26 protein-coding genes are annotated in these 24420 nt (G+C 33.3%); 1 reads left to right on the top strand and 25 read right to left on the bottom strand.

The annotated features are described in order from the left end of the window. Positions 1-87: 87 nt before the first annotated feature. Entirely contained in the window at positions 88-1131 is a 1044-nt protein-coding gene (gene menC, locus H603_RS0103990; RefSeq protein ID WP_026707368.1) for an o-succinylbenzoate synthase, read from the top strand. A 108-nt stretch (positions 1132-1239) separates the two neighbouring features. Here the strand turns inward: menC and H603_RS0103985 are convergent, their stop codons facing one another. The 25 genes from H603_RS0103985 to H603_RS0103870 form a co-directional block, all read right to left on the bottom strand. Further along, positions 1240-2469, bottom strand: a complete 1230-nt coding sequence (locus H603_RS0103985; RefSeq protein WP_026707367.1) for a cation:proton antiporter — start codon at positions 2467-2469, stop codon at positions 1240-1242. Positions 2470-2472: 3 nt separating this feature from the next. Then, a complete protein-coding gene (locus H603_RS0103980; protein ID WP_026707366.1) occupies positions 2473-3372 on the bottom strand; it encodes a mechanosensitive ion channel family protein in 900 nt (299 codons plus the stop codon). 174 nt (positions 3373-3546) lie between these two features. Further along, complete coding sequence (locus H603_RS0103975) at positions 3547-5325, bottom strand: APC family permease (protein ID WP_026707365.1); 1779 nt, start codon at positions 5323-5325, stop codon at positions 3547-3549. A 304-nt stretch (positions 5326-5629) separates the two neighbouring features. Beyond that, positions 5630-6103 carry a nuclear transport factor 2 family protein gene (locus H603_RS0103970; protein WP_026707364.1) on the bottom strand — a complete coding sequence of 158 codons (474 nt, stop codon included), beginning with the start codon at positions 6101-6103 and terminating at the stop codon, positions 5630-5632. Positions 6104-6237: 134 nt separating this feature from the next. Beyond that, positions 6238-6582, bottom strand: coding sequence for a hypothetical protein (locus H603_RS0103965; RefSeq protein WP_026707363.1), 345 nt, complete (start codon positions 6580-6582; stop codon positions 6238-6240). Beyond that, on the bottom strand, positions 6582-6932 hold the full coding sequence (locus tag H603_RS0103960; protein ID WP_026707362.1) for a phage holin family protein: 351 nt from the start codon (positions 6930-6932) through the stop codon (positions 6582-6584). Before H603_RS0103960 ends, H603_RS0103965 begins: the two co-directional genes overlap by 1 nt. 20 nt (positions 6933-6952) lie before the next feature. Beyond that, the gene (locus tag H603_RS0103955) at positions 6953-7249 is read right to left on the bottom strand and encodes a YtxH domain-containing protein (protein ID WP_026707361.1); all 297 of its coding nucleotides are present in this window, start codon (positions 7247-7249) and stop codon (positions 6953-6955) included. Positions 7250-7295: 46 nt separating this feature from the next. Continuing rightward, complete coding sequence (locus H603_RS17420) at positions 7296-7448, bottom strand: lmo0937 family membrane protein (RefSeq protein WP_157510395.1); 153 nt, start codon at positions 7446-7448, stop codon at positions 7296-7298. 48 nt (positions 7449-7496) lie between these two features. Continuing rightward, on the bottom strand, positions 7497-8144 hold the full coding sequence (locus H603_RS0103950; RefSeq protein WP_157510394.1) for a porin family protein: 648 nt from the start codon (positions 8142-8144) through the stop codon (positions 7497-7499). A 174-nt stretch (positions 8145-8318) separates the two neighbouring features. Continuing rightward, positions 8319-8762, bottom strand: a complete 444-nt coding sequence (locus H603_RS0103945) for a sll1863 family stress response protein (protein WP_026707359.1) — start codon at positions 8760-8762, stop codon at positions 8319-8321. A gap of 216 nt (positions 8763-8978) precedes the next feature. Next, complete coding sequence (locus tag H603_RS16420; protein ID WP_035675386.1) at positions 8979-9725, bottom strand: MlaD family protein; 747 nt, start codon at positions 9723-9725, stop codon at positions 8979-8981. Positions 9726-9746: 21 nt separating this feature from the next. Further along, positions 9747-10517, bottom strand: a complete 771-nt coding sequence (locus H603_RS0103935) for an ABC transporter ATP-binding protein (protein ID WP_026707358.1) — start codon at positions 10515-10517, stop codon at positions 9747-9749. 1 nt (position 10518) lies between these two features. Beyond that, on the bottom strand, positions 10519-11277 hold the full coding sequence (locus H603_RS0103930) for an MlaE family ABC transporter permease (RefSeq protein ID WP_026707357.1): 759 nt from the start codon (positions 11275-11277) through the stop codon (positions 10519-10521). Positions 11278-11354: 77 nt separating this feature from the next. Beyond that, entirely contained in the window at positions 11355-11804 is a 450-nt protein-coding gene (locus tag H603_RS0103925) for a PA2169 family four-helix-bundle protein (protein ID WP_026707356.1), read from the bottom strand. A gap of 216 nt (positions 11805-12020) precedes the next feature. Next, a complete protein-coding gene (locus H603_RS0103920; protein ID WP_026707355.1) occupies positions 12021-12944 on the bottom strand; it encodes a YihY/virulence factor BrkB family protein in 924 nt (307 codons plus the stop codon). Positions 12945-13189: 245 nt separating this feature from the next. Then, on the bottom strand, positions 13190-13663 hold the full coding sequence (locus H603_RS0103915; RefSeq protein ID WP_026707354.1) for a Dps family protein: 474 nt from the start codon (positions 13661-13663) through the stop codon (positions 13190-13192). 44 nt (positions 13664-13707) lie between these two features. After that, a complete protein-coding gene (locus H603_RS0103910; RefSeq protein ID WP_026707353.1) occupies positions 13708-13923 on the bottom strand; it encodes a hypothetical protein in 216 nt (71 codons plus the stop codon). A gap of 94 nt (positions 13924-14017) precedes the next feature. After that, positions 14018-14212 (bottom strand): hypothetical protein, encoded by a 195-nt coding sequence (locus H603_RS0103905; RefSeq protein ID WP_026707352.1) that lies wholly within the window; start codon positions 14210-14212, stop codon positions 14018-14020. Positions 14213-14427: 215 nt separating this feature from the next. Then, positions 14428-15792: an NAD-dependent succinate-semialdehyde dehydrogenase gene (locus tag H603_RS0103900; protein WP_026707351.1), complete on the bottom strand. Its 1365-nt coding sequence runs from the start codon at positions 15790-15792 to the stop codon at positions 14428-14430. A 404-nt stretch (positions 15793-16196) separates the two neighbouring features. Next, complete coding sequence (locus tag H603_RS0103895) at positions 16197-16694, bottom strand: hypothetical protein (protein WP_026707350.1); 498 nt, start codon at positions 16692-16694, stop codon at positions 16197-16199. Positions 16695-16699: 5 nt separating this feature from the next. Further along, entirely contained in the window at positions 16700-17380 is a 681-nt protein-coding gene (locus tag H603_RS0103890; RefSeq protein ID WP_026707349.1) for a peptidoglycan DD-metalloendopeptidase family protein, read from the bottom strand. Positions 17381-17530: 150 nt separating this feature from the next. Next, on the bottom strand, positions 17531-17824 hold the full coding sequence (locus tag H603_RS0103885; RefSeq protein WP_026707348.1) for a putative quinol monooxygenase: 294 nt from the start codon (positions 17822-17824) through the stop codon (positions 17531-17533). Positions 17825-18003: 179 nt separating this feature from the next. After that, a complete protein-coding gene (locus H603_RS0103880; RefSeq protein WP_026707347.1) occupies positions 18004-20412 on the bottom strand; it encodes an alpha-ketoacid dehydrogenase subunit alpha/beta in 2409 nt (802 codons plus the stop codon). Positions 20413-20598: 186 nt separating this feature from the next. Then, entirely contained in the window at positions 20599-23427 is a 2829-nt protein-coding gene (locus H603_RS0103875; protein WP_316930249.1) for an aminopeptidase, read from the bottom strand. A gap of 102 nt (positions 23428-23529) precedes the next feature. Continuing rightward, positions 23530-24258: an LOG family protein gene (locus tag H603_RS0103870; RefSeq protein ID WP_026707345.1), complete on the bottom strand. Its 729-nt coding sequence runs from the start codon at positions 24256-24258 to the stop codon at positions 23530-23532. Positions 24259-24420 lie beyond the last annotated feature (162 nt).

The raw sequence follows: 24420 nt of genomic DNA, 5'->3' as shown, positions 1-24420 counted from the left end.
GATGAATCTAAAAAATGGACTTTATCTAAAAATCACGATTTCTTAATTGAAATTATTGAAAAAAAAGTAAAACAAAGACAGCAGAAAATGAAAGCAACATATCATAAATATATCCTTGATTTTAAAAGACCGTCAGGAACTTCAAGAGGTGTTTTAACTCAAAAAGAAACTTGGTTTATTGTTCTGGAAAATGAGGGCAAAAAAGGAGTAGGAGAGTGCGGAATTTTACGTGGTTTAAGCGTTGATGATCGAGAAGATTATGAGGCGAAATTACAATGGACTTGTGATAATATTCATTTGGGCGAAAGCCAACTTTGGGATGCTTTAATCGAGTTTCCATCGATACAATTTGGAGTCGAAATGGCATTCAAATCTCTTGCTAGTGAAACGCCTTTTTTACTGTTTCCGTCAGCTTTTACAAGCAATGAAAAATCGATAGTGATCAACGGTTTGGTTTGGATGGGTGAACCCGAATATATGAAGCACCAAATCGAAGAAAAACTAGCGCAGGGCTTCCACTGTATAAAATTGAAAATTGGTGCCATTGATTTCGATAAAGAATTGGAGCTTTTGCGATTTATTAGAGAGAATTTTAGCCCAGAAAAAGTTGAAATCAGAGTAGATGCCAATGGCGCTTTTGGTTTAAATGAAGCTTTAAATAAATTATCACAACTATCTGGTTTTGAATTACATAGTATCGAGCAACCTATTCAAAAAAATCAGACTGACAGTATGGCAGAGTTGTGTAAAATGACGCCTTTGCCAATTGCTTTAGATGAAGAGTTGATTGGAGTCTTTAATTACGAAGATAAGGAAGCGCTATTGCTAAAAGTGAAGCCACAATACATCATTTTAAAGCCTAATTTTATAGGAGGTTTTAAAGGAACAGACGAATGGATTTCGCTAGCTGAAAAGCATGGGATTGGATGGTGGATCACCTCAGCATTAGAAAGTAATATAGGATTAAATGCCATCGCACAATGGACATTTTTAAAGCAAAATACGATGCCTCAAGGTTTAGGGACTGGAGCACTTTACACTAATAATTTTGATTGCCCATTAACGGTTTCTCAGGGACAATTGTGGTACAATGAAAAGGTGAATTGGGACTTTGATTTTGCTACGATTTAACTTGATTGATGCTCGATAAACCTGAAATTAAATTGCATAAAAAAGCGCTTTTTACATACTAGTAAAAAGCGCTTTTTTGTATTTTTTATCTAAAACTAAAGTAGTGTACTACTGCATTTTTTTTGCAAATTTACCAATAGTCATTCCTTGAACTAGGATAGAAAAACAAACGATTACATACGTAATAGTTACCCAAACATCTTTGTTGTATTCTGGAGCGATTGATAGAGCAAGTGCGATTGAGATACCACCTCGTAAACCACCCCAAGTAAGAATTAGAATTGTTTTTTGAGTAATTTTTTCTTTCAATCGAACTGCAATTGAAGGAATATAAACAGAGATATATCTTGTAATTAATGTGACAAATAGTAATATTACTGCAGCAAAAAGTACTTTTTGACTAGTTTGTATTATTAGTAATTCTAAACCTATTAAGACAAATAGAACGGCATTTAAAATTTCGTCAATTAACTCCCAGAATTTATCTACGTATTCAGCAGTCACATCAGACATCCCCAAACGCCTTCCTTGATTACCTGTAATCAAACCGGCAACTACCATGGCTAATGGCCCTGAAACATGTGTATAATGCGCTAAAGTATATCCACCCATTACTATGGCTAGAGTGATTAAAACTTCTACTTGGTAATTGTTTATACTTGCGATTAGTTTAAAACCTATATATCCTATTGCTAGTCCTAGAACAATACCACCTATAGCTTCTTGTCCAAAAAGCATGGCTATTTTTTGAATGTCAAAATCGGTACCCGGTTTAGCGAGTTTTAGAATTGTTATAAAGACAACTACTGCTACACCGTCATTAAAAAGTGATTCTCCAGCAATCTTAGTTTCTAGTGATTTGGTTACTCCTGCTGTTTTTAAAATGCTTAAAACGGCAATAGGGTCAGTAGGGGAGATCAGTGCTCCAAAAAGCATAGCGTGAATCAAATCAACTTTGATACCCATAAAATTAAGTAAATAGAAACTAACAAAACCTATTACAAATGTGCTTATCAGGACACTTATTGTTGAGAATAGTAGGATACTTAGCTTCTCGTTATTTAAATCCTTAAATTTTATATGAATTGCTCCGGCAAAAAGCATGAAACTTAGCATTCCCTCTAGTAATAATTCACTAAAATTGATGCTTTCCATTTGTTGTGCGATACTTTCTTTAAAAGCGGGAAAGTAGTGTCCTAAAACAAGTACTACTAAAGAAAAAAGTAGCGATACAAACATTAAACCGATAGCATTAGGTAATCTCAAAAAACGAAAATTGATATAAGCAAATCCTGCTGATAGTACGATAAGAATCGAAAAAAGGTGAAAGAAATCCATGTATTATTTTTTAATATTAATGTTAAAGTCGGGTGCTTGAACAAGCTGAAACGTTGCTGAAGCCATGCTTACTTTTCCGTTTGTAGCTTCGATGTCTTTCATGATTTTAGTAAACAAGATAGTCTTAGTTACACGTCTTTTTTTGTAGCCCACTACATAACGCAAAGTATATTCGGCCCAATTATCATTTGCTACAAGCGAAACCATAGGTTCAGTTTGTGCTTCTTCTAAACGGTATTTATTTTGTAAACTGTGCCATTGCTGCTTTGATGCTTCGGTGAGTTCTTCGGCGATGGAATCTCCAGCATTCATGATAATTTCTTGCGCTATCTCATAATTGCTCCCATACTGGATTGGAATTTTAATTTCGTCCCATAAAAAAGGAAAATCTCCCGAGTAATTAAAGACAGGCTCTTTAAAAACGTAGCTGTTGGCAATAAGTACAATGCGACCGTTATATAAATCGCCATCAACCCATTGACCCGTTTCCATAATGGTTGTTCGCAAAACACCTATATCCATGACATCACCTTTGATTCCGCCTAATTGTACACGATCTCCAGTGTTGTAAAAACCACCAAACATGATGGCTAGCCAACCTGCAAAGGATGCGATTACTTCTTGCAATGCAAAGGCTATTCCTGCACCAGCAACACCAAGTGCAACCGTGAAACCGCCTAATTTGTCACTGAAAACGATAGTTAAAAAGATGATGGTTAATACATAACCTATAAAACTACTTATTTTTTTTGCCTTGTATCTGTTATCGTTACTCTTAATTTTAGTAAACAATCTTTTTTGTAAGAGATTTATCAAAATCCAAATAATGGCGACTCCAATTAAAAAAGTAACAATCTTGCCCACCGTAGGATTGTAGAGGTAACTTTGTATTTGTTCTTCCATAAATGACTATTTATTAGTGTGGTTCTTAAAAAGGTTAATTTGTTTTATCATTCGAAAATAAAATTGATTTTGCTAAGACTAACAGCTTTTATATAAAAAGTAAAGCTTTAGTACCTGCTGTAATTATCAGAATACTAAAGCTAAACATTTTTAAACTTTTACTAGGACGGGTTATTACATAATTAAACGCACACCACCTAGTTCAGACACGCGATAAGAGAATCGATCTCCAGGTGAGCCAATGAACATAAAATTCTTAGGGATATTCCATTTGGTTGACAATTCATCGATGATATCAGGCCCAAATACACCTTCTAATTCGATAAATTCAATATCAATCTCTGGATAAGCACGATCAAGTACTTTTAAATCTTTGATTAATAATTCGTTATCGTAATGATCTTTATTGATATTTACAATTTTTAATTTCTTAGTAGTTTCGTTATTTTGAACATACTGCATTACCTTATTAATGATGGCAACATCATCTCCTTTAGTAAAGAATACAAACTCTTGAGAGTTTATTTTTAAGTTCATTTTTAATAAATAACGGTTACTAAAAATTACAATCTTACGTAAAGGTGTATAGAAATATTCTAAACCTTCGATCAATAATCTAATTAGCAGCGAACGGTTTAGCATTATAGCAACAAAACCAAATGCTGGCACCAAATACTGTAAGAATGTATAAAATGATGTCAAGTTCAATTTCATGTTACCTATAAAAGCGGTAACAATCAAAGCTACTGCAACAATAACTGATATTCCTCTCGCTTTTTCAGGTCGTGGTAATTTCTTTCTTTTAAATTTCAAAAGTAAATTTCCGATTCCGAATAATCCCATTACCGCTAAAAATGAGAAAGTATAAACTCCAGCAAGAGCAATAATGTCCCCTTTTGTAACAAATAATACAGAAACGCATAAAACTAAAAAGCTAATAATGATTCTGTAATTTGAACCTCTTTTATTTTGTTTCAAAAAGTAGTTAGGCAAAATTCTATCTAGGGTCATACGATTTAATAATCCAGATACTCCCACAAATGAAGTAAGTACAGCACCACAAAGTACTAAAACAGCATCAATCGAAATCAGGTATGCTAACCAAGATCCGCCCGTTTTCTTTCCCAAAAATGCCAGTAATGATTCTTGATGTTCACCAACTTCAGCTAATGGGATAATACAAATCAACAACAAGGCAATTACAGGATTGAAAAAGCTCACAATTGCCCACATATTACGAAGTGTCTTAGGAAACACGCCTATTTCTTGCTCTTCGACAAAGTTAGCTGAACTTTCGAAACCAGAAATTCCTAACATTGCTGCAGAAAAACCTAAAAATAAAGCATTTACTATCGTCCCTGATGTAATAGGTAGACTCCAGTTTACACTGAATACATCAAAACCATTCATGAAAATGAACCATACAGAAGCTAGAACTAATAAAGTTAACGTAGATAAATGTGTGATAAATATCACCACAGCTACAATAGCTGATTCACCGATACCTATGATGGCTAGCGTGGTGAAAATTAGTAAAATAATGACGGTAGCAATGGTGATAAAGCTAATATCAATATAAAATAAGCTAAATGAATGGTGTATTTGAGGAATAATGTTACTTAAGTAATGTACTCCTTCTGAAGCTGATATTACTGCAGTCGCCATATATGATAATACGGTTAGTGTTGCGGCAATTGAAGCTAATCTTTTTGATGAAGTATTTAGTAATACATTGTAAGCACCACCATTAAGGGGTAATGCACCTACAACTTCACCATATATTTTTCTAAATAAAAATAAAACTACGGCTACAAATAATAATGATATCCAGGCATATTGACCAGCATACATAATTGTTAACGCCGAAACATATAAGCAGGAAGAACTAATATCATTACCGCAAATTGCTGTTGCTTGTAATTCGTTCAATTTCTTGTGCACAACTTCTTTCATTTTAAAACTCTATTTTCTGTTATTTTAACATTTTTTTAGCATTGCAAGGTAGCAATTATGCTACACAATCCCAAAATACTTCTCAGGTTTAACCATTACTTATTGTTGCTAATGCTGTACTAACAAATACACTACTTTTGTGCGATTTCGCTTAAAAAAAGGTATCGGGTTGTTTTATAGATATTTAGAGCGTGTCTTGTGTATTACCTCTAAATGATTTGTATTGAATTTTGTTTCATATTAGATAATTTAATGCATCACTGATAATTTGCAATACAGCTATCAATAGCCAAATGCAAATTGACTACAACACCTCTTTAGAATACGAAGCAAGAGATGCTACAGCGTTCTCATGAATTTTCTCTTTCATAAATCCAGTCCATCCCATCAAGTATCCTTTGAATCCAAAAGCTTGTTGCGACCATTTATAAAGATCAAATGTATCAGTATGTTTGATAATGAGTCCGTCCTGAAATATAAATTTAGCTCTGACACGGTTGACCACTCTTCGATTTGTAGCAGAAAATAAATAGGTAGCAATCCAGTTTGCCGTACCTTCATTCTCGTTTGCACTAATGTTAGAATACTCAATTACCGTCTTACCTTCACCTTTCTCTAACAACATTTTCCACATGTTTAAAGCATCTTTAGCTTCAAGAGTGTGAAAAATGGGATCTGTAAATACTATATTAGGATGATAACAAGAAATCATATCCTGATAATTGCTCGTCGCAAAGGCAGCGTAGAATTTATGAAGTGTTTTTTGATTTTCGTTCATGACTTTAAGTATATGGCTAAATGTATTTATTTTTAGCAGACTACTCTCCAAAAATCCTCATAAATTTTTGATCATAAAAAAAATCGAGAAACTAAGGTCTCTCGATTTTGATTTGTTTTTATGGTACAAGTCTCTTAAAACTTATTGGTAATAGCATCTGAATGTTTAGAAACTACATTTGTAATTAAAAACTGTGCTACAGTTCCTAAGATTTTTTTAAGAGGATTGGTAGAACCTGCTACCATTATCCTTTTAGAAAGGTAACCTGTTGATAAACCTATCAAGTTGTTCAACATGTTATTTCTTAAATTAGGTGTTTGCACCATTTCATTTACTGCTGAATTGATTAAATTAGAAGGCTTGAAGCTCTCATAAACAATTTTGACTTGTTGATTTAGCGCTAAATGCTCTTCTCTTTGCTGCTCTTTTAAGGCTATAATTTGTCTATCTAGACTGGCGGTGGGATTTAACTCTTTCATTACTCCATATTTTTTAAAAGTTTTGTAATAATTTTGTTACTCACGGGTACTTTAATCCATTGATCTTTGAACGAATAGATTAGTACAGCTAGCAGCAAATAAAATGCAGCAACTATAAAGAATCCCCAATAAGCATTACCCATTAAATCTCCAATCAAGAAGGCAAGGCCAAAACTTAGAAGCAAAATGAACATTGCAGCAGCAATAGAAATTACTATTTTTGAAATTACAGATGAAATTACATCTGAGGATTGTGCAATAGCATTAAGCTTAGTAAGCTTTAAAGTTGTTTTTACATAGTCCTGTACATTTTCTAACAGAACTTCTATTGATGATGCATTGTTACTCATAATTTAATTTTTTATGCAAATTATACCTGCGCTTTGTAACGCTCTGTTTCGTTTTCAGCTTGTTTAGCAGCGTCTTTAACTTTCTCTTTTCCATCAGCGTAAGCTGTTTTCGTTTCTGATTTTAAATCATCATACTTTTTTGAAATAGTGTCAAGTGCTGTGTCAAACTTCTCTTTAAGGTTGTCAGCATAGTCAGTGCTTTTATCTTTGATTTTCAACCTTGTTTTGTTTCCTTTTTCTGGTGCGTACAAGATTCCTAATATTGCTCCTGCAGCTAATCCACCTAAAACTCCTAATAATACTTTATCTGTTTTCATAATATTGATATTTTGTTGTTAATTGATTTGTTTTAATTTCACCTAGTTATAGGCTTCTTCCTTGAATTAATCTTAATAGAATTGCGATAATTGCAATTACTAGAAGTATGTGAATAATTGCTCCAGCGCTATAAGCGAAGAATCCAATTGCCCAAAAAATAATTAAGATTACTGCTAGTGTATATAGTAGATTGCTCATAATTTCTTTGTTTTTTATTATTACTGTTTCAGTTAGTTATTGTTTGGTTTAATTTAATGCGAATCCTACGTAAGCATTGATTGTACCATTTTTAGCATCTGGAAGTGTTACAGTAGATGCACCAATAGTTCTTTCTTTTCCTACTTTGGTTAATCCATAGTTATAACGAACACCAAAGCTTAATACTTCTAGATCAACTCCAACACCTGCAGCAATTCCAGCTTCAAATCTTTTAAAGTCATTTGTATCTAAATCAGTATCTGAAGATCCTACGTTAGTATCATTACTAATTTTTCCACTTACCATATATGCTGCATAAGGTCCAGCGTGTACATTAAAATGGTCAGTTAAGTTAATAACTGCAAGTACTGGTACTTCGATGTAGTTTAATTTAAATTTTGATTCACCATCTATTAAACCATCGTAAGTCATTTTTGCCCCTTTTGTTGTGTAATACACCTCTGGTTGGATAGCTACTTGATCAGAAATTGGGAATTTCGCAAATAAACCAGCATTAAATCCAGTTAGCATATTATCTTCATTTGCATTGTCATCACTAAAAAGAGTTGAGAAATTAACTCCCCCTTTAATTCCAAAAGTAGGTTGTCTCGAAATTGTACTTTGTGCTTGAACGTTAGTGAATGCGATGCAGCTTAATGCGAAGCTAGCTAAAGCTATTTTTCCTGATTTTTTCATTTTGTAAATTTTGTTTGTTAATGTTTGTTTTTGATATTTCAAAGGTCGTGATCTTTGTGAGGGCTTGTGTTATATAACTTTATTCAAAAGTTATGGGATTTACATTTTCGATTAAAAAAGAATTTTGATATTCGAAACCTCGTTGCAAAATCACTGTTATAATTAAAAATGTTCCTACTTTTTATTATCGACAGTAAGGTCTTTTAAAGCAGAACCTAGCTCGTTCATATCGTGGTTAAATTCTGTTTTAAACGAATCCCAGTTTTGAGAGCTATCGTCCTTATAGTTTTGAATTTTGACTTTCATCGCTGCATTTCGCTCCTCTAATTGAGCAATTTTGTTCTTATAGGTAGAATCCGCTGCTTTGCCCGTGTTATTCATTTTTACTTTAAGCTCTGCGATGCGCATATCGTTTTTATTGATAAGGCTGTCTGTATTAACTTTGAATGCTTCCCACTCTTTATTTTGAGTCGCACTTTTTACCATCAAGGAATTGCCTTCATCATTAGTAATAACCTCAACTTCTTCACCCTTGTTTTCGGTGTTTTCTTTACAAGAAACTAATGTTGTCCCAGTAATAAGTAGGGCAGTGGCTAGTGTGTAAATTGATTTTTTCATAATTGGTGGTTTGAATTTTTAATCGTTTTGTTAATACAAATATCATCACATTATACTGGTAATGTGTTATAATACTACATTCATAAGTTGCGGTATTTACATATTTTGACTTAAAGCAATACTTTACAATATAATAACCAAGATTTGTGAATATACTGTACATAAAAAAAGCCCCTCACTTATACAGTGAGGGGCTAGGATTTATTATAATGTCAATTATTTTTTGTCTTTTTTTGCTTGTGCTTTTGCAGCTTCTTCTCTAGCTTCTTCAGTAGCTTCTTTTTTCTTTTCTTTTTCCTTCTCTTTCTTTTTAAAATAGCCTCTCAAAAGAAAATTGTGTTTTGCTGCTTCCATATTTTCGCTCAAACCTTTAGTTCCCTCTTGCAGGTTATCCATCGTTTTATCTAAGCTATTTGCAAAGGATTCGTCAGTCAATAATTTAGATAAAGCACCTTTACCATTATTCATATCATAGCTAAACTGTGCTAATTCATCTGTAATAACACTTGCGTTTTCCATAGTGGTTTTTGCGCTTTGCATAATTTCATCCATTTCTACAGCTGCAACAGATCCAATTCTTCCATTTTCGGCAATCATTTTTTTCGAATGGGTCCCTGGAGAGATTGTCAATACTTTGTCACCCATTAAACCGTCTGATCCTATACTTGCTTTTGCATCTGTCTTAATAAATTTTTGAACTTCCTTTTTAATAGACATTACTACGACCACGGTAGAATCTGAAACTAGCTGCACTTCATCAACAGTCCCTACGGTAATTCCAGAAAATCGAACATTATTACCCACTATTAATCCACTTACATTTTTAAAGTTGGCTTGTATACGTAGGGTATCGCCAAAAAGGTTTTGCTGTTTTCCAATAAAGAAAATGGTCGCTGCAAAGACAAGTAGTGCTCCTACAACAAAAGCTCCTAATTTCCAAGTATGATTTGATTGCGTATTCATGATTGCTTGATTTATTATGTTTTATATAAAAAATGAACGAACCCATTCATCTTCACTTTTTTCTAATTCTTCGTACGTACCTTCTGTATAGACGACTCCTTCTTTTAAGATCAAAATTCTATCTGCAGTTAATTTGGCACAGGCCATATCATGCGTGATAATTATTGAGGAAGTTTTGCGTTCTTTTTGAATGCTAAGTATCAGTTCGCTAATTTCCTTTGAAGTTACCGTATCTAAACCAGTTGTTGGTTCGTCATACAAAATAATCTCAGGTTTTAAGATTAACGTTCTGGCTAAACCAATTCTTTTTCGCATTCCACCGGATAATTCAGAAGGCATTTTATCTATCGCTTCCGCTAATCCTACGCTTTCTAAAACCTCTTCAATTTCTGAAGTTATTTCCTCTTCAGAAATGTCTGCATTATGTCGGCGTAAAGTAAAATCAAGATTCTCTCTAACCGACATGGAGTCGTAAAGCGCAGCGCTTTGGAATAAGAATCCTACTTTAACTCTGATTTTATTGAGTTCCTTAGTATTGAGATTCATGATGTCTTGTCCTAGAACTTTGATCTCACCTTCGTCTCCTTTAATCAATCCTACAATACATTTAATTGTAATAGATTTTCCAGTACCTGATTTTCCTAATACGACAAGATCCTCTCCTTTATTAAGTGTAAGGTTAATACCTTTTAAAACATGGTTGTCTGCGCCAAAGGTTTTATGTAAATTATTTATTTCGATTACCGGATTTTTATCTTCGGTACTATTGTTAAGAGTTTGTTGTGCTACCATATTAAAATAATAAATCGGTTAATTGAACAGCTAGCATATCGATTATGAAAATGCTTAGTGAAGCAGTCACTACTGCTGAGTTTGCTGCAACTCCCACACTTTCTGTTCCGCTGTTTGCGTTAAAACCTTTATAGCAACCTATAATTCCTATAAAGAAACCAAAGAAGAATGTTTTAATCGTTGCGGGCAGTAAATCAGAAAAGGTTAATATGTCGAACACCTTAGTTATATATAAGTAAAGAGACATATCTCCATGGATGTTCACTCCCATATAACCACCAAAAACACCTATTACATCAGCTAAGACAACTAATAAAGGAACCATCAAAGTGGTGGCTAATACTCTAGTAACAACCAAGTATTTAAATGGATTTATAGCAGCTACTTCCATAGCGTCTATTTGTTCTGTTACTTTCATCGAACCCAATTCGGCTCCAATTCCAGAAGCTATTTTTCCGGCACATATCAAGGCTGTAATAACAGGTGCTATTTCTCTAATTAAAGATAAAGCAACCATTCCTGGCAACCAAGACTCGGCACCAAAACTGACTAGGGTAGGACGTGACTGCAATGTAAGTACCAGTCCCATGATAAATCCTGTAATTGCTACTAGCGGGATTGATTTGTATCCTATCTTATAACATTGTTTAAGAAATTCCTTGAATTCATATCGAGGAATGAATAACTCCTTAAAAAACCTCGCGATGAATAACGACAAGACACCTACATCGTTAAAATAATTTTTTATGGCTGAAGTCAAAGCACTTTTATTTAAAATGAATATTAAGTATTGTTGTTCTATTAAAGATTTCCTTTATTTTGAATTGATAGTACAGCTTACAAAAGTGATTTCAAAGATTTGATCTCATAATGCTCTGTATTTATTGAAAAGTATTGTTCGCTCAACATTAATTGTTGATTTTCACTTAGCGCATCACGATTGTTTGAAATAGTCGTGTAGTACGTTTGCATTATTTCATTTTCGCTAAATTCGATACTCGTAATCAACTTTTTTAAATCTCTGTATATAAAGTTATTTTTTATTGCTAACCACATTTTACTGATGCCGTTAAAATTGCTTTCTGTGCTTAAAGGAGTACCACCTAACTTAATGATTTCGTTACTCAATTCTGCATTACATTTTTGACTCGTTTTTTGGAAATTTTGAAATGCATTTTTCAAACTATAGCTTTCTATATCTTGTGCTGCAAGTTTGTATCTTTCGATTCTATCATTATTAATAATGATAAAAGAGTTTAGTAATTTTATGGCTGATTCTGTATTCATCTTTGTCTATTTTGTAATTAAATATTTAACTTATATCACAATGTAAAGGTCGATTAGAAGCAGCTATTTTATGTATCAATACTTTGAGATTAAATTATAATATTAACATATAATTATACTAATATTATGAAAATCGGCGTGGTAGTTTTTATGAAGAATTGCACTGTTAATTGATTACTTCTCGCTTTATTCTATTTCGAAAATCACGCTCACTTACTATTTCGAAGTCTTGCTTTCAATAAGTTTTTGATCTTCTCGCGATGCAACTGCAATTTCTGTAGGTTCTATATCACCTGAATATTTTCGAGCATAAGTAGCCGTAAATTCAGCGCCAAAAAATAAAATCATCGAAGAATAAGAAACCCATAATAAAATTAAAATTAGGGATCCGGCTACTCCGTAGATTGATCCTGGATCAGAAGTACTAAAATAATAAGCCAGTAGTGTTTTACCGATTGTAAATAGCAATCCCGTAACAATACCGCCCATCCACACGTGTTTCCATTTTATTTTGGCATCTGGAAGTATTTTAAACATCAAAGCAAACAACACAGATATAATTGCTAGCGAAAACACGAAGTTGATGATGTTATATAAAATAATTGTAGAATCATGGGTGTATACTTTTAACCACGTTCCCATTGAAGAAAGCAAGGTCGAAATAACTAACGAAATAGTAAGTAAAAAAGCGATCGCCAAGATAAGACCGAAAGAAAATAATCTAGCCCTTACAAGTGCCATTATGCCCTCTTTTTGAACTTTAAGTTCTACTTTCCAAATTTGATTGAACGTTTTCTGTAATTCAACAAATACTGCGGTTGAACCAAATAACAATACTGCAACTCCTATTATACTACCCCAAACAGTTGATTTTTCGGCGGTTGATTTTTCTAACATGTTGCTCACTTGTTGCGCAGCATCTGGACCAATAGTATCAGATATTTGTCCCATAATATTGTCGTTAACATTTGTCGTACCATAGAAATATCCTGCAACAGTGATTATGAGTACTAACAATCCTGGGATGCTAAAAATAGCGTAGTAGGCGATTACAGCACTTTGTCTAAAAGGATCTTTGTCATTCCAACTTTTAAAAGTAGTTTTTAATAATTCAAAGCTATGTTTTAATTTAAAACTCATGTTACAATTGTTAAGGTTAAACTTGGCTTTTTCATTGCAAATAAGCAATTATAAGCTGATGTAAATTTCTGAATTTTAAGCTTAAATTATTTACGTTTCAATTCAATTATATTATGGTATTTACATATTGAAAAGCACCGAAAAAGGGCTGCCTTATATAAAGACAGCCCTTTTTACAAACCAAAAAACCAATTTATATACCAATTATCCTGAATAGTACTTACTCAAGAAAAATCGCTATTTTTCTAGCTTAAATATCTTCTTAATATCCAAGCTATTGTTTCATGTCCTAGTAACAATGAAGTTAGAAAATCTGCTGTACCTACATCATTATTTTCCTCTTCAGCAGTATCGATATCTTTTCTTAATTGTTGGATTACTGTTTCATGATCTCCAAGTAATTCTTTAATCATATCTTTTTGTGACGGGTACACATTTGGAGATTCTTTCAATCTTGTTAGATCTGTGAATTCTTTCATTGTCCCAATAGTTTTCCCACCTAATTTATTGATGCGCTCTGCTATTTCGTCAATGTTAACCTCTAATTGCTTGTATTGGTTTTCAAACAATTTGTGGATTTCCATAAAACTTTCTCCTGATACATTCCAGTGAAATTTTCTTGTTTTTGTGTACAGTGTTACTGCATCAGCTAATACCGCTGATAATAAGGTTATACTGCTATCTAATTTTTTATCTGCTATTCCAATATGTGGTTTCATAATATTATTTTTTATTTAGATTCTATTATTTATTCAATTATTGTTTATTTTCTTTTATCAGCAACTACTAATAGTATGCCTCCTACAAGAAGCGCGACACCTACAATAGGGGACCATTGTACTGGGTGATTTTCTTCTTTATTGATTTCTATCGGACCAATATCTACTACCTTTTCTTTAGTTACGTAGTTAAATCCTGTGTAAAACACCATTATTGCTCCTATAACTATTATTGCGATTCCTATTGATCTTGATTTCATATAATTTCAATTTAAATTGCGAATGACTTTTTTTTCTTTTCGAAAATTTAAAAGCGTATCACAATGGTTTTGGTTATTCAATTATTGATGCCTCTTAAGATTCATCCTTTGTGGCTTTGACTAAGCTAATTCCTGAACTAAAAAAGACCAAACCTAAAATACCATAAACGATCATCGTTTTGACATCTTGTCCTTCACTAGAGCCATTAGTAAATGCTATTGCTGTATAGATTAAAGCAGCTAATCCTAGTAAGGTTAGTAAGGCTCCAAATATTCTTTTTAAGTTCATCTTTATTTTGTTTTAGTGCTTGTTATTACTGCAGTAATTACATTTACAAAGATAAAACAGCAGTAGGCTTTTCTATTTATGGAATTGCTTTCAAAAGTTACAGTATTTACGGATGCCTATTTTGAAACGTAATAAACGCAAAAGAGCGGTAGTTGTCTAATGACAGCTACCGCTCTTTAAATAATTAATAAGTTGTAAATTAGTAACCTTACAAACTAGCTTACACGTATTAATTTTTTATTTACAAATTCGTGTATTCCTTGTTCTGATAACTCTCTACCATAACCTGATCTTTTAGTCCCACCAAATGGTAAATCAGCTTGCGTCCAAGTAGGAGAGTTAATAAAAACCATTCCTGAATCAATTTGATCAGCAATTTTAATGGCTTTTTCGATATCTTTAGTGTAGATAGATCCTCCTAAACCAAATGGTGAATCATTAGCTAAGTCAATAGCTTCTTGTTCGTTCTTAACTTTATAGAATGAAGCAACTGGTCCAAATAATTCTTCTTTGAATGTTTCTTCGTCTCTATTTAAATTAGTCAATAATGTTGGTTGCATAAAAGCACCTTCATCTAGAGCTCTTTTTCCACCAACTACAATTTTTGCACCGGCAGCTTCAAATCTTTTAACTTGATCTAAAATGTTGTCTAGTGCTTCTTGACTACTTAATGGTCCCACATCTGTACTTGGATCCATAGGGTCACCAACTTTCAGCGCTTTAATTTTTGCTGTGAATTTTTCTAAGAACTCATCTGCTACTTCTTCAACAGCGATAAATCGTTTTGAAGCGACACAACTTTGTCCATTATTGTTCATTCGACCAAAAATAGCCAAATCAACTGTTTGATCAATATCTGCATCTGCTAGAACGATAAAAGCATCACTACCTCCTAACTCCAATACAGATCTTTTTAAATTTTTACCGGCAGCTGCGGCCATACTAGCACCTGCACCTTCACTACCTGTTAATGACACTCCTTTAATTCTTGTATCATCAACTAGGGCAGTACTTCTCTTTCCTGAAATCATCAAGTTAGTGTATAATCCCTCAGGAGCTCCTGCTTCTTTAAATAATTCGTCAATTGCAATAGCACATTGTGGTACGATTGAAGCGTGTTTTAATAAAATGGTGTTTCCTACCATAATATTAGGAGCTGCAAAACGCACAACCTGATAGAATGGGAAATTCCATGGCATTACTCCAAATAACACTCCAATTGGACTGCTTCTTACGAAGGCTTTTCCTTCTTCAGGACTCAATTTTTTATCTGCCAAGAATTTTTCTGCATTATCTGCATAATAATCTAATATGCTTGCGCTCAAATCAATTTCTCCTTCAGATTGGGCAATAACTTTTCCCATCTCTAGAGTAATCAATTTGGCTAATTCTGTTTTCTTCTCACGCATTAAATCTGCTACCTTATGAAGTAGGGTTGCGCGTTCTTTATAACTGGTTTTTTTCCAATCTTGGAACGTTTTATTTGATAATTCAATTGCATTATCAACTTGTTTATCGGTCATTTCATCAAATGATTTTTCGACCTTATTTGTAGCGGGGTTTGTTGTTTTAATAGACATATATATGTAAAATTTTAATTAATAAATAATTTAATCTATTTCGCATTAGCCTTAAAATAACTTTAAATAGTAAATCAATTTAAAGTGGCAGCACTAGCTGATTAAATTTTGTTTTATAAAGGTACAGTTAACTTGAACGTGCTTGTTCCAATTTTAAGTTAAAATCCAATCTTAAATCTATTAATATAATGCTAAAATTTAACATTTATATACCCGTAAAATATTTATATGTAGCGTTTTAACTGTGAATCTAGTGTTTACCAATAACTACTGATAAAGGCTGTAGTTAATTTTTTTGAAATTCCTTCTTTGGTATGTTTTTTGTCATAAGCTAATCGGAACAAAAAAAGCCAGTAAAAGAATGTTACTTCTTATACTGGCTTTAAATATATTGACACTGTTGTTTATTTTTTACGTTCGAAGGTGGTTTCCCAATCCATTGATTTTATTCCTGATACTTTATTTTCATTATTCATATACACACGTAGTTCTTTATTAGCAACTTCTTTTGTGTACAAAGCTTTGTATCTAAACACTGTAGTGGAATCATCGTAATCTTGATAAATTTCAGCCAATTGTAAATCTTTGAAGTCTCCGTAAGATTGTCGGTATCGGTTACATGTCTTAGATAATTTTTCTAAAGTAATGTTATTGATAATACTTTGCGTTGCTTCATCTGATGTAAAAGGCTTGAATTTTGAAGTATTACATGTATTCAATATTCTTTTTCCTAATTCGTATGCTCTGGTTTTATGTGCTAAATCTACAGATGTAAGTGGCAACTGCTGGATACCTGTTTTTGCTGGTTCGCTAATGCTAGTACTTGAACTAGTAGTTACAATTTTATTTGTTTTACAACTTGCTAAAACCATTAAACTAAGAAGGATGATAAATTTTTTCATGATGATTATGCATTAAGTTTTAATAATATATTTGGATCAGGGCAATTCTCTAAGTAGTAAGCTAATTCTTTTTTACTACATACTCCAGGATAATCGCCCGAGTATTTTTGTATATCGCTTATAATTTGGAAATGCAGGTGAGGGGCATAGTCTCCGTTTACTGCTGCATCTCCTAAGGTTCCTAATTGCTGGCCTTTTTTGTATGTGGCTCCAATAATTAATCCTTCTAAACTTGCTCTAGACAAATGTCCATACAAGGTATAAAAAATTTCCTTGTTAAGTTCGTGTTTCATTATAATTGTAGGACCATAATCGCCTAAACCAGCATTGTCATTAAAACTATGAATGGTGCCATCTACCGGACATATAATTTCGGTTCCAGCTTTTATCCATAAATCAAGTCCAATATGCATATTGCGTTCCTCTGTTGCATCATCTCTAAAGATTGTACTTCTTTTATATAAGTTACGCTCTTCATTGTATCCTCCGTAGGCTACTTTTGCATTATTCTCAGCTAATTTATTTTCGATAAAAAGTTCGAAATCAATTGCGTTGTTTAGAGAAGCTGTTTTTAACTCTTCATTAGTTACAGATAAATCTAAAGAAGTGTATTTATTAAGAGATACTTCAGTGGGTATTACTGATGCATCTTCAATAGTATGTAGTATGTTTTCTAATAAGGTCATTATTTAATGTAGTTTAGATTGCTAAAATAAAAAAATTAAAGCCAACATAAAAAATATATGTTGGCTTTAAAAAATCATTTTTAGCTCATTTAAATTAACGGTAGCTGTTATGTGCTTAATACATCGCTAAATTTAAATAAGGATGTGATACTATTTCACTGCGAGCAACTCAACAAATTCGATTATTGGATCTTGCGATAGTAATTCTCCAGCATGTTTCATTAATGAGGCTGCAATTTCACCTTCTAAATGTTCTTTTCTACCTGCTTCTGTTTCGAAAGTGTCAAAGATTCCAAAAGAAGATGGTCCAAATTGTAGACCATACCATTTTACGGTAGCGTTTTCATTTTCAGCAATTGGAAGCGCACTTTTTAAAAATGCTGCAACTTCTTGTTCTTTTCCAGGTTTAGCTTCTAATCTTCCTAATAAGGCATATTTTTCCATAGTGTTTTTTTTTTTCGAATACTAAAATTACGCTTTATTGTATTCGCTACAATTTAGTTTAACGTTTGTTCATCATAAAATAATCACAACAGGAATTAGAATGGTTTAAAAGGGGAGTTGCCTGAAACAAAAAATCCCAAACAAGTGCTGTTTGGGATTTGATGATAAATAATATGTTATTAGTATAACTTAGGGAATTTAGCAGGATTTGCTTCATTCATCATTTCATATACTTTTTCGTAAATATCTTCGGTTGAAGGTTTAGAGAAGTAATCACCATCTGTACCATATGAAGGACGGTGTGCCTTTGCTGCTAATGTTTGTGGTTTACTATCTAAATATTTATAAGCATCTTGTTGCTCAACTATTTGTTGCATGATATATGCTGAAGCACCACCAGGAACATCTTCGTCGATTACTAATAAACGGTTCGTTTTCATTACACTTTTTACCAAATCATGTTTGATGTCAAATGGTAATAATGATTGTAAATCGATAACCTCACAATCAATACCTACTTCTTGTAATTCTCTGGCCGCTTGCTCTACTAATCTTAATGTAGATCCGTAAGAGACTAATGTGATGTCTTTACCTTCTTTGATTGTTTCTACAACTCCAATTGGTGTTTTAAATTCACCGTAATTAGTGGGTGTTTTTTCTTTTAATCGGTATCCATTTAAACATTCGATTACTAAGGCAGGTTCGTCACACTCTAATAAAGTGTTGTAAAATCCTGCTGCCTTCATCATATTTCTGGGAACTAAAACGTGAATACCTCTAATAGCATTAATAATCATCCCCATAGGTGAACCTGAATGCCAGATTCCTTCTAGACGGTGTCCACGTGTACGAATGATAAGCGGCGCTTTTTGCTTTCCTAAAGTTCTATATTGAAGTGTAGCCAAATCATCACTCATGATTTGGATTGCATAAAGCAAGTAGTCCAAATATTGAATTTCAGCGATTGGTCTTAATCCACGCATGGCCATTCCTATTCCTTGACCAATAATTGTAGCTTCACGAATACCAACATCAGCAACACGAAGTTCTCCATACTTTTCTTGCATTCCTTCTAAACCTTGATTTACATCACCAATGTTTCCTGAATCTTCACCAAAAATAAGTGCTTCAGGATATTTTGTGAATATTGCATCGAAGTTATCACGCAAAATCATGCGACCATCCGCATCGTCTTGTGAATTTTCATTGTATGTAGGCAACACTTCAGCAACAGAGTATACATTCAAATCAGACTCTGAATGTAAATGGCTGCTAAAATTAGGTTGTGTTTTCTCAATATATTCTGTGATCCATTGTGCTAATTCTGCTTGACCGTTTTCGTTAAGCAATAATCGCAACGATTTACGTGCTGTAATTAATAATTCTTTTTTCAAAGGATCTTTCGTTCCTTTTAATTGAGATACTAAATTTAAAATTGCTTCTTTATTAGTACTTGTAGGAGCTAATTTCTCAATTAAGCTTATTAATTCTTTTTGCTCAGCAACTATAGGGTTGATAAAGGCAGCCCAAGCCGCTTTCTTACCTTCAAGAACTTGTTTTTTTGCATCAGCATCAATCTCGTTCAATTCTTGAGCAGAGGCAATATTTATAGCAATCATCCAAAGTCTCATTTGTCTGATACAATCAAATTCTCTTTCCCATGCCAAACGATCACCATCTTTATATCTCTCATGAGATCCAGAAGTTGAATGCCCTTGGGGTTGCGTTAATTCATTAACATGCACTAATACAGGAACGTGTTGCTCACGAGCAATTGCCGAAGCTTTCTCATAAGTTGCAATCAAATCAGTATAATCCCAACCTTTTACTCTTAGAATTTCGTATCCCTTTGCATTTTCATCACGTTGGTATCCTTTTAAGATTTCTGAGATGTTTTCTTTTGTTGTTTGGTGTTTTGCATGAACCGAAATTCCGTATTCATCATCCCAAACGCTAATTAACATAGGAACTTGTAAAACTCCAGCTGCATTAATTGTTTCAAAAAACAACCCCTCTGAAGTACTGGCATTTCCTATTGTTCCCCACGCCACTTCGTTTCCGTTAACAGTAAAGTTTTCTTTATTTTTGATTCCGTCTACTTGACGGTATACTTTAGAAGCTTGTGCTAACCCTAAAAGTCGAGGCATTTGCCCAGCAGTAGGAGAGATGTCTGCACTTGAGTTTTTTTGTTGTGTTAAGTTTTTCCAAGAACCGTCTTCATTCAAACTATGAGTGGCAAAATGCCCACCCATTTGTCTCCCTGCAGACATAGGATCTTTTTCTATACTAGTGCTACCATATAAACCGGCAAAAAACTGTTCAATAGTTAATTCCCCAATAGCCATCATAAAAGTTTGATCACGATAATACCCAGAGCGGAAATCACCATTTTTGAAAAACTTGGCCATCGCTAGCTGCGGAACTTCTTTTCCGTCACCAAAGATTCCAAATTTTGCTTTACCAGTTAAAACCTCTCTACGTCCTAACAAACTACATTCTCTACTAATCATAGCAGTCTTGTAATCGTTTAAAACTTCCGTTTTAAAGTCTTCAAATGTCAAGGTAGTATTAGCTTTTTCTTTTATCATAATTAAGTAGTATAACTTTAAGGTGCAAATTTACTTAAAAAGTAGCTATTTTCATAATTCAAACGACAAAATAAAATATAATAATACTAGATAATTTTCAGTATAAATATCATTTTTTGTTTAATGTGTAATTTTAACTGCTTATTATTGGTTATTATCTAAAATTATTGCGTCATATTAATGGATTTAAAACCATTTGCGATTAAATAAATTGATAAGTATTTTAGGAGATAATGTAATTATAAATCTAATTTTTTCATTATATCTATTTTGTCCTATTTCCCATCCATTTGAGGAATATACAGGCAGATATACTTCAAAATAATCGGGAACAAAATTCAATCGTATCCCACTATCGTATAAAAAGCGTTCTTCAAATTTTTTATTTTTCACAATAGCAGCATCTGCGTAGATTTCGAACCAATTAAACAGGTTATAACTTCCATTAATGCTAGTAATCCAATCATTGGCGAATGGAGCATTAAGTTTAGATTTAAAACCACCCTCTGCAACAATTAGCTGCTGACTGAAAAACCCACTGTCTTCTGATCTACCGTAATAATTGTAATCAAATAAATAGTCAGTAGGGCGGTCTAAGGCAAAGCTATAATAATCAGAATTTGTTCGATTATACAAAAATTTCCCTGCATAGAAGCGCAAATTGATTTGATGGTTGTTTTCGAATAATTTTCTATATTCAACCTCAGCGGCAAGTTTACCAAATTTACCAGCTAGCTGTAAGTCAGTTGACAAACTTACATGGTTTATAATCTCTGTTCGGCTATTAAAATAACGCGCATTAAAAACAGAATAGTTTTCAGCAATTTGATTGCTAACGATGGCACTTTGCTCTTTGTTGACAATTACTTGTCTTAAAACTACGCCCTGCTTTTTATTGTCTCGGTAGTCGTCTTCGCGAAAGCGCAGCAATACGGTAGGATTTATTTTTAAATAAGTAGCATCTGGAGCGTAATGAAAGTAGGACCCACTCAACGAATAGCGTACATTGAAAAGATTGCTGTTGCGGTAATTTTGATTCACCACAATAGATCCCGAACCTGAAATTGTTTTTGCTTTTGTTGAATAAGATGGATTAACATCAAATGTAAAAGGTTTTTCTAATATAGTTTTGTTGTGCAAACGCAAGCCTGGAGTCAAACCGTCGTAGAGATTATAGCTAATTGTAGGAACATACAAAACTTGATTGTAATAAGGATCTTCGAGATCTTTCATAAAAACAAATTTGATCGGTCTGTTGTTAGGAAAGAAGCCATTTAGCGATTTCCAGTTGTTTCTCAAATTGTACTCTGGTACTTCATTTTTATAATTCAATACTAATTTGTCAGCTGTTCGTCTGGCAACCGTAAACACACTATCTGTATTTATGGGTTCCAGCCATTCTTTAAAAACTACTTTATTGTTTTTTAGCCCATACAACGGAATGGGTACTGCTACTGCCGTGCGATTTTTAATGGTAAATGATACACTATCAGTAGTTTTTGACGCGGATCCAAATTTATAATCTACTAAATCTCTTGATCGAATAATCGTTTTAAAAAACCAATCTATATTTTTATCACTTTGGGATTTTAAAATTGCTTCAAATGTGGCTGCGCTTTGTTGTTCTTTTAAATTGGCGCTGTAAAATTCTTGTATGCTTTTTGCAACAATATTCTTTTCTAAATAGTTATTCAAAAAACGCAAGCTCAGTCCTGCACGATACTTACTAGCGATTTGCTCATTAAATTTTATTAGCGAACTCTTAGTATTTTCCAGCGGCTGATCTAGATTTTTTCTAGCCATTAACATATAGAAGTAACTATATTGTTCGTTAAAGTCCAAGTTAGTAAGATTGTAACTTTTTAAGAGTTTAAACTTAGAAGTACTTCCTAACATTTTACTGTTGGGGTGCACTGTCTCGATGTACTTCATCATCGTATAAACCTGAATCCCATCATAAATCCAACTTTCTTTGCGGTTGTCTAATTGCAGACTATTTTTTAAATAAGCATTTAAATAGCTTTTTAAAAAGCGCAACTCATAAGTAAATGCATCTGAAAACGGACTGATAAAAGCGGGTAATTGGTTCAATCCATAAAAAGGGTTGCGGTCGTAGTCAACCTGAGTGATCACGATTTTTTGATGAGGGTAGCGGCCAATCTCATTTGCAACAAAACTCACAATGCCTGCAATAAGTTTTTCTTGCTCAATTTTAGTTAATTTATCTTCTTTCAAATCAGTGAGAATCTCTTGGTTTTGTACCTCATAACTATCAAAACGAGTTTCCGGACTTAACAGTAAATTGAAATTTAAAATATTTTTGGCTGATAACGAATATATTTTCATGGCGGCTTCTGTAGAAAGTAGCATCATATTTAAATCCGTAGTCACCGTTTGATTGTTAGGGATTTTCAATAAGATTGAAAAATCACTAATGGCATTTGCTATGTCATCTAAGTTTTCATTGCTGTAGGTTACAAAATGATTGTTCTTGAATCGGGCAGGAGTAAGGTACCAGTTCTTTAGGATCATACCATTTTCTTCGGTATAACCGTACTTCGTAAAAGCAGCACTCGGAATTTTCACCTCATATATCAGTTTAAGTTTTAATTTTTGGTGGGGTTCGATTGCTTTTTTTAAATCAACATATATTAAATCTGGTTGAGCAGCGGGACGGCGCCATTGCACTACAGAGCTAGTGTCATCAGTAATAGAAAATAACGTGGTAGAACCGCGCTCTTCATTGTTCGCTAGATGAAATCCTCTATAGAATTCGTCAGAAAATCGTTTGGCTAGCGGCGTGTCATTAGAGGAGTAGGCATTGTTCCAGTCGTTCAAAACTAATAAATCAATAGCCATAGCTGATTCATTATTGTAGATTAATTCTTGTTCGACCTTAATTATCTTTTGCTCCATATCAACTTGAGCAACTATCGAAGATTGATGTTGTGCAGTAAGGTGAATCGGTAGCAGCAATAGCGCTAAAATATTAAGATAAAAGTAAAGATATTTCAAACAGGGCTAGTTTTAAAATGCTTTTCTAAGATACAGTTATTAAGGGAATTATTGAAATTTAAACAAAAAAAAAGCTGTTTTAATTAAAAAACAGCTTGGTGGTTAAAAGTTTGGTTTCAAATTGTATTTCTTATAGAAATTATCAAGAACGGTAACTACTTCGTCCTCGGTGTCAACTATCTTGATTAATTTTAAATCGTCAGGACTTACGGTTTCAAAACGTTCAATTAATACCGTTTTAACCCAGTCCATTAATCCTGACCAAAAGCTAGATCCTACTAATATAATAGGGAACTTAGCTATCTTTTTCGTTTGAATTAATGTCATTGCTTCAAAGAGTTCATCCATTGTACCAAAACCTCCTGGCATAACTACAAAACCTTGTGAGTATTTCACAAACATTACTTTTCGAACAAAGAAATAATCAAAATTCAAGTTTTTATCTGTGTCAATATATGGGTTGAAATGTTGTTCGAATGGCAAAACAATGTTTAAACCTACCGAAGTACCGCCACCTAGGTGCGCTCCTTTATTTCCGGCTTCCATTATTCCAGGTCCACCTCCAGTAATGACTCCGTATCCCGCTTTACTGATTTTGTAAGCGATTTTTTCAGCAAGTAGGTAGTTTTCATGATCGGGTTTTGTGCGCGCTGATCCAAAAATAGATACACAAGGACCAATACGTCCCATTGTCTCATATCCATTCACAAATTCTGCCATGATTTTAAATATGGCCCAACTGTCATTTGTTCTTATTTCATTCCAAGTTTTCTGCTTTAATCTGTCTTGGATTATTTTATCCTCATCATTGTCAAAATCTTCTAATCTCATTTTTTATTTATTTTAATCATTAATAGTGGAGTAATTTAATAATCACGCCAACCGCGCCGTCGTGTAGTACATCAAAAAGAATTTTAAAAGCACCAAATATTTAAAGTTACATCCAGGATACTAAAGTAATTCTTTTTTCAAAAACTTTGACAGATCCTTTTT

It is taken from the genome of Flavobacterium frigidarium DSM 17623 (assembly GCF_000425505.1).
In the GTDB taxonomy this organism is placed as follows: domain Bacteria; phylum Bacteroidota; class Bacteroidia; order Flavobacteriales; family Flavobacteriaceae; genus Flavobacterium; species Flavobacterium frigidarium.
Note: the sequence above shows the minus strand (reverse complement) of the source record. Positions and strands in the feature narration are given on the sequence as shown.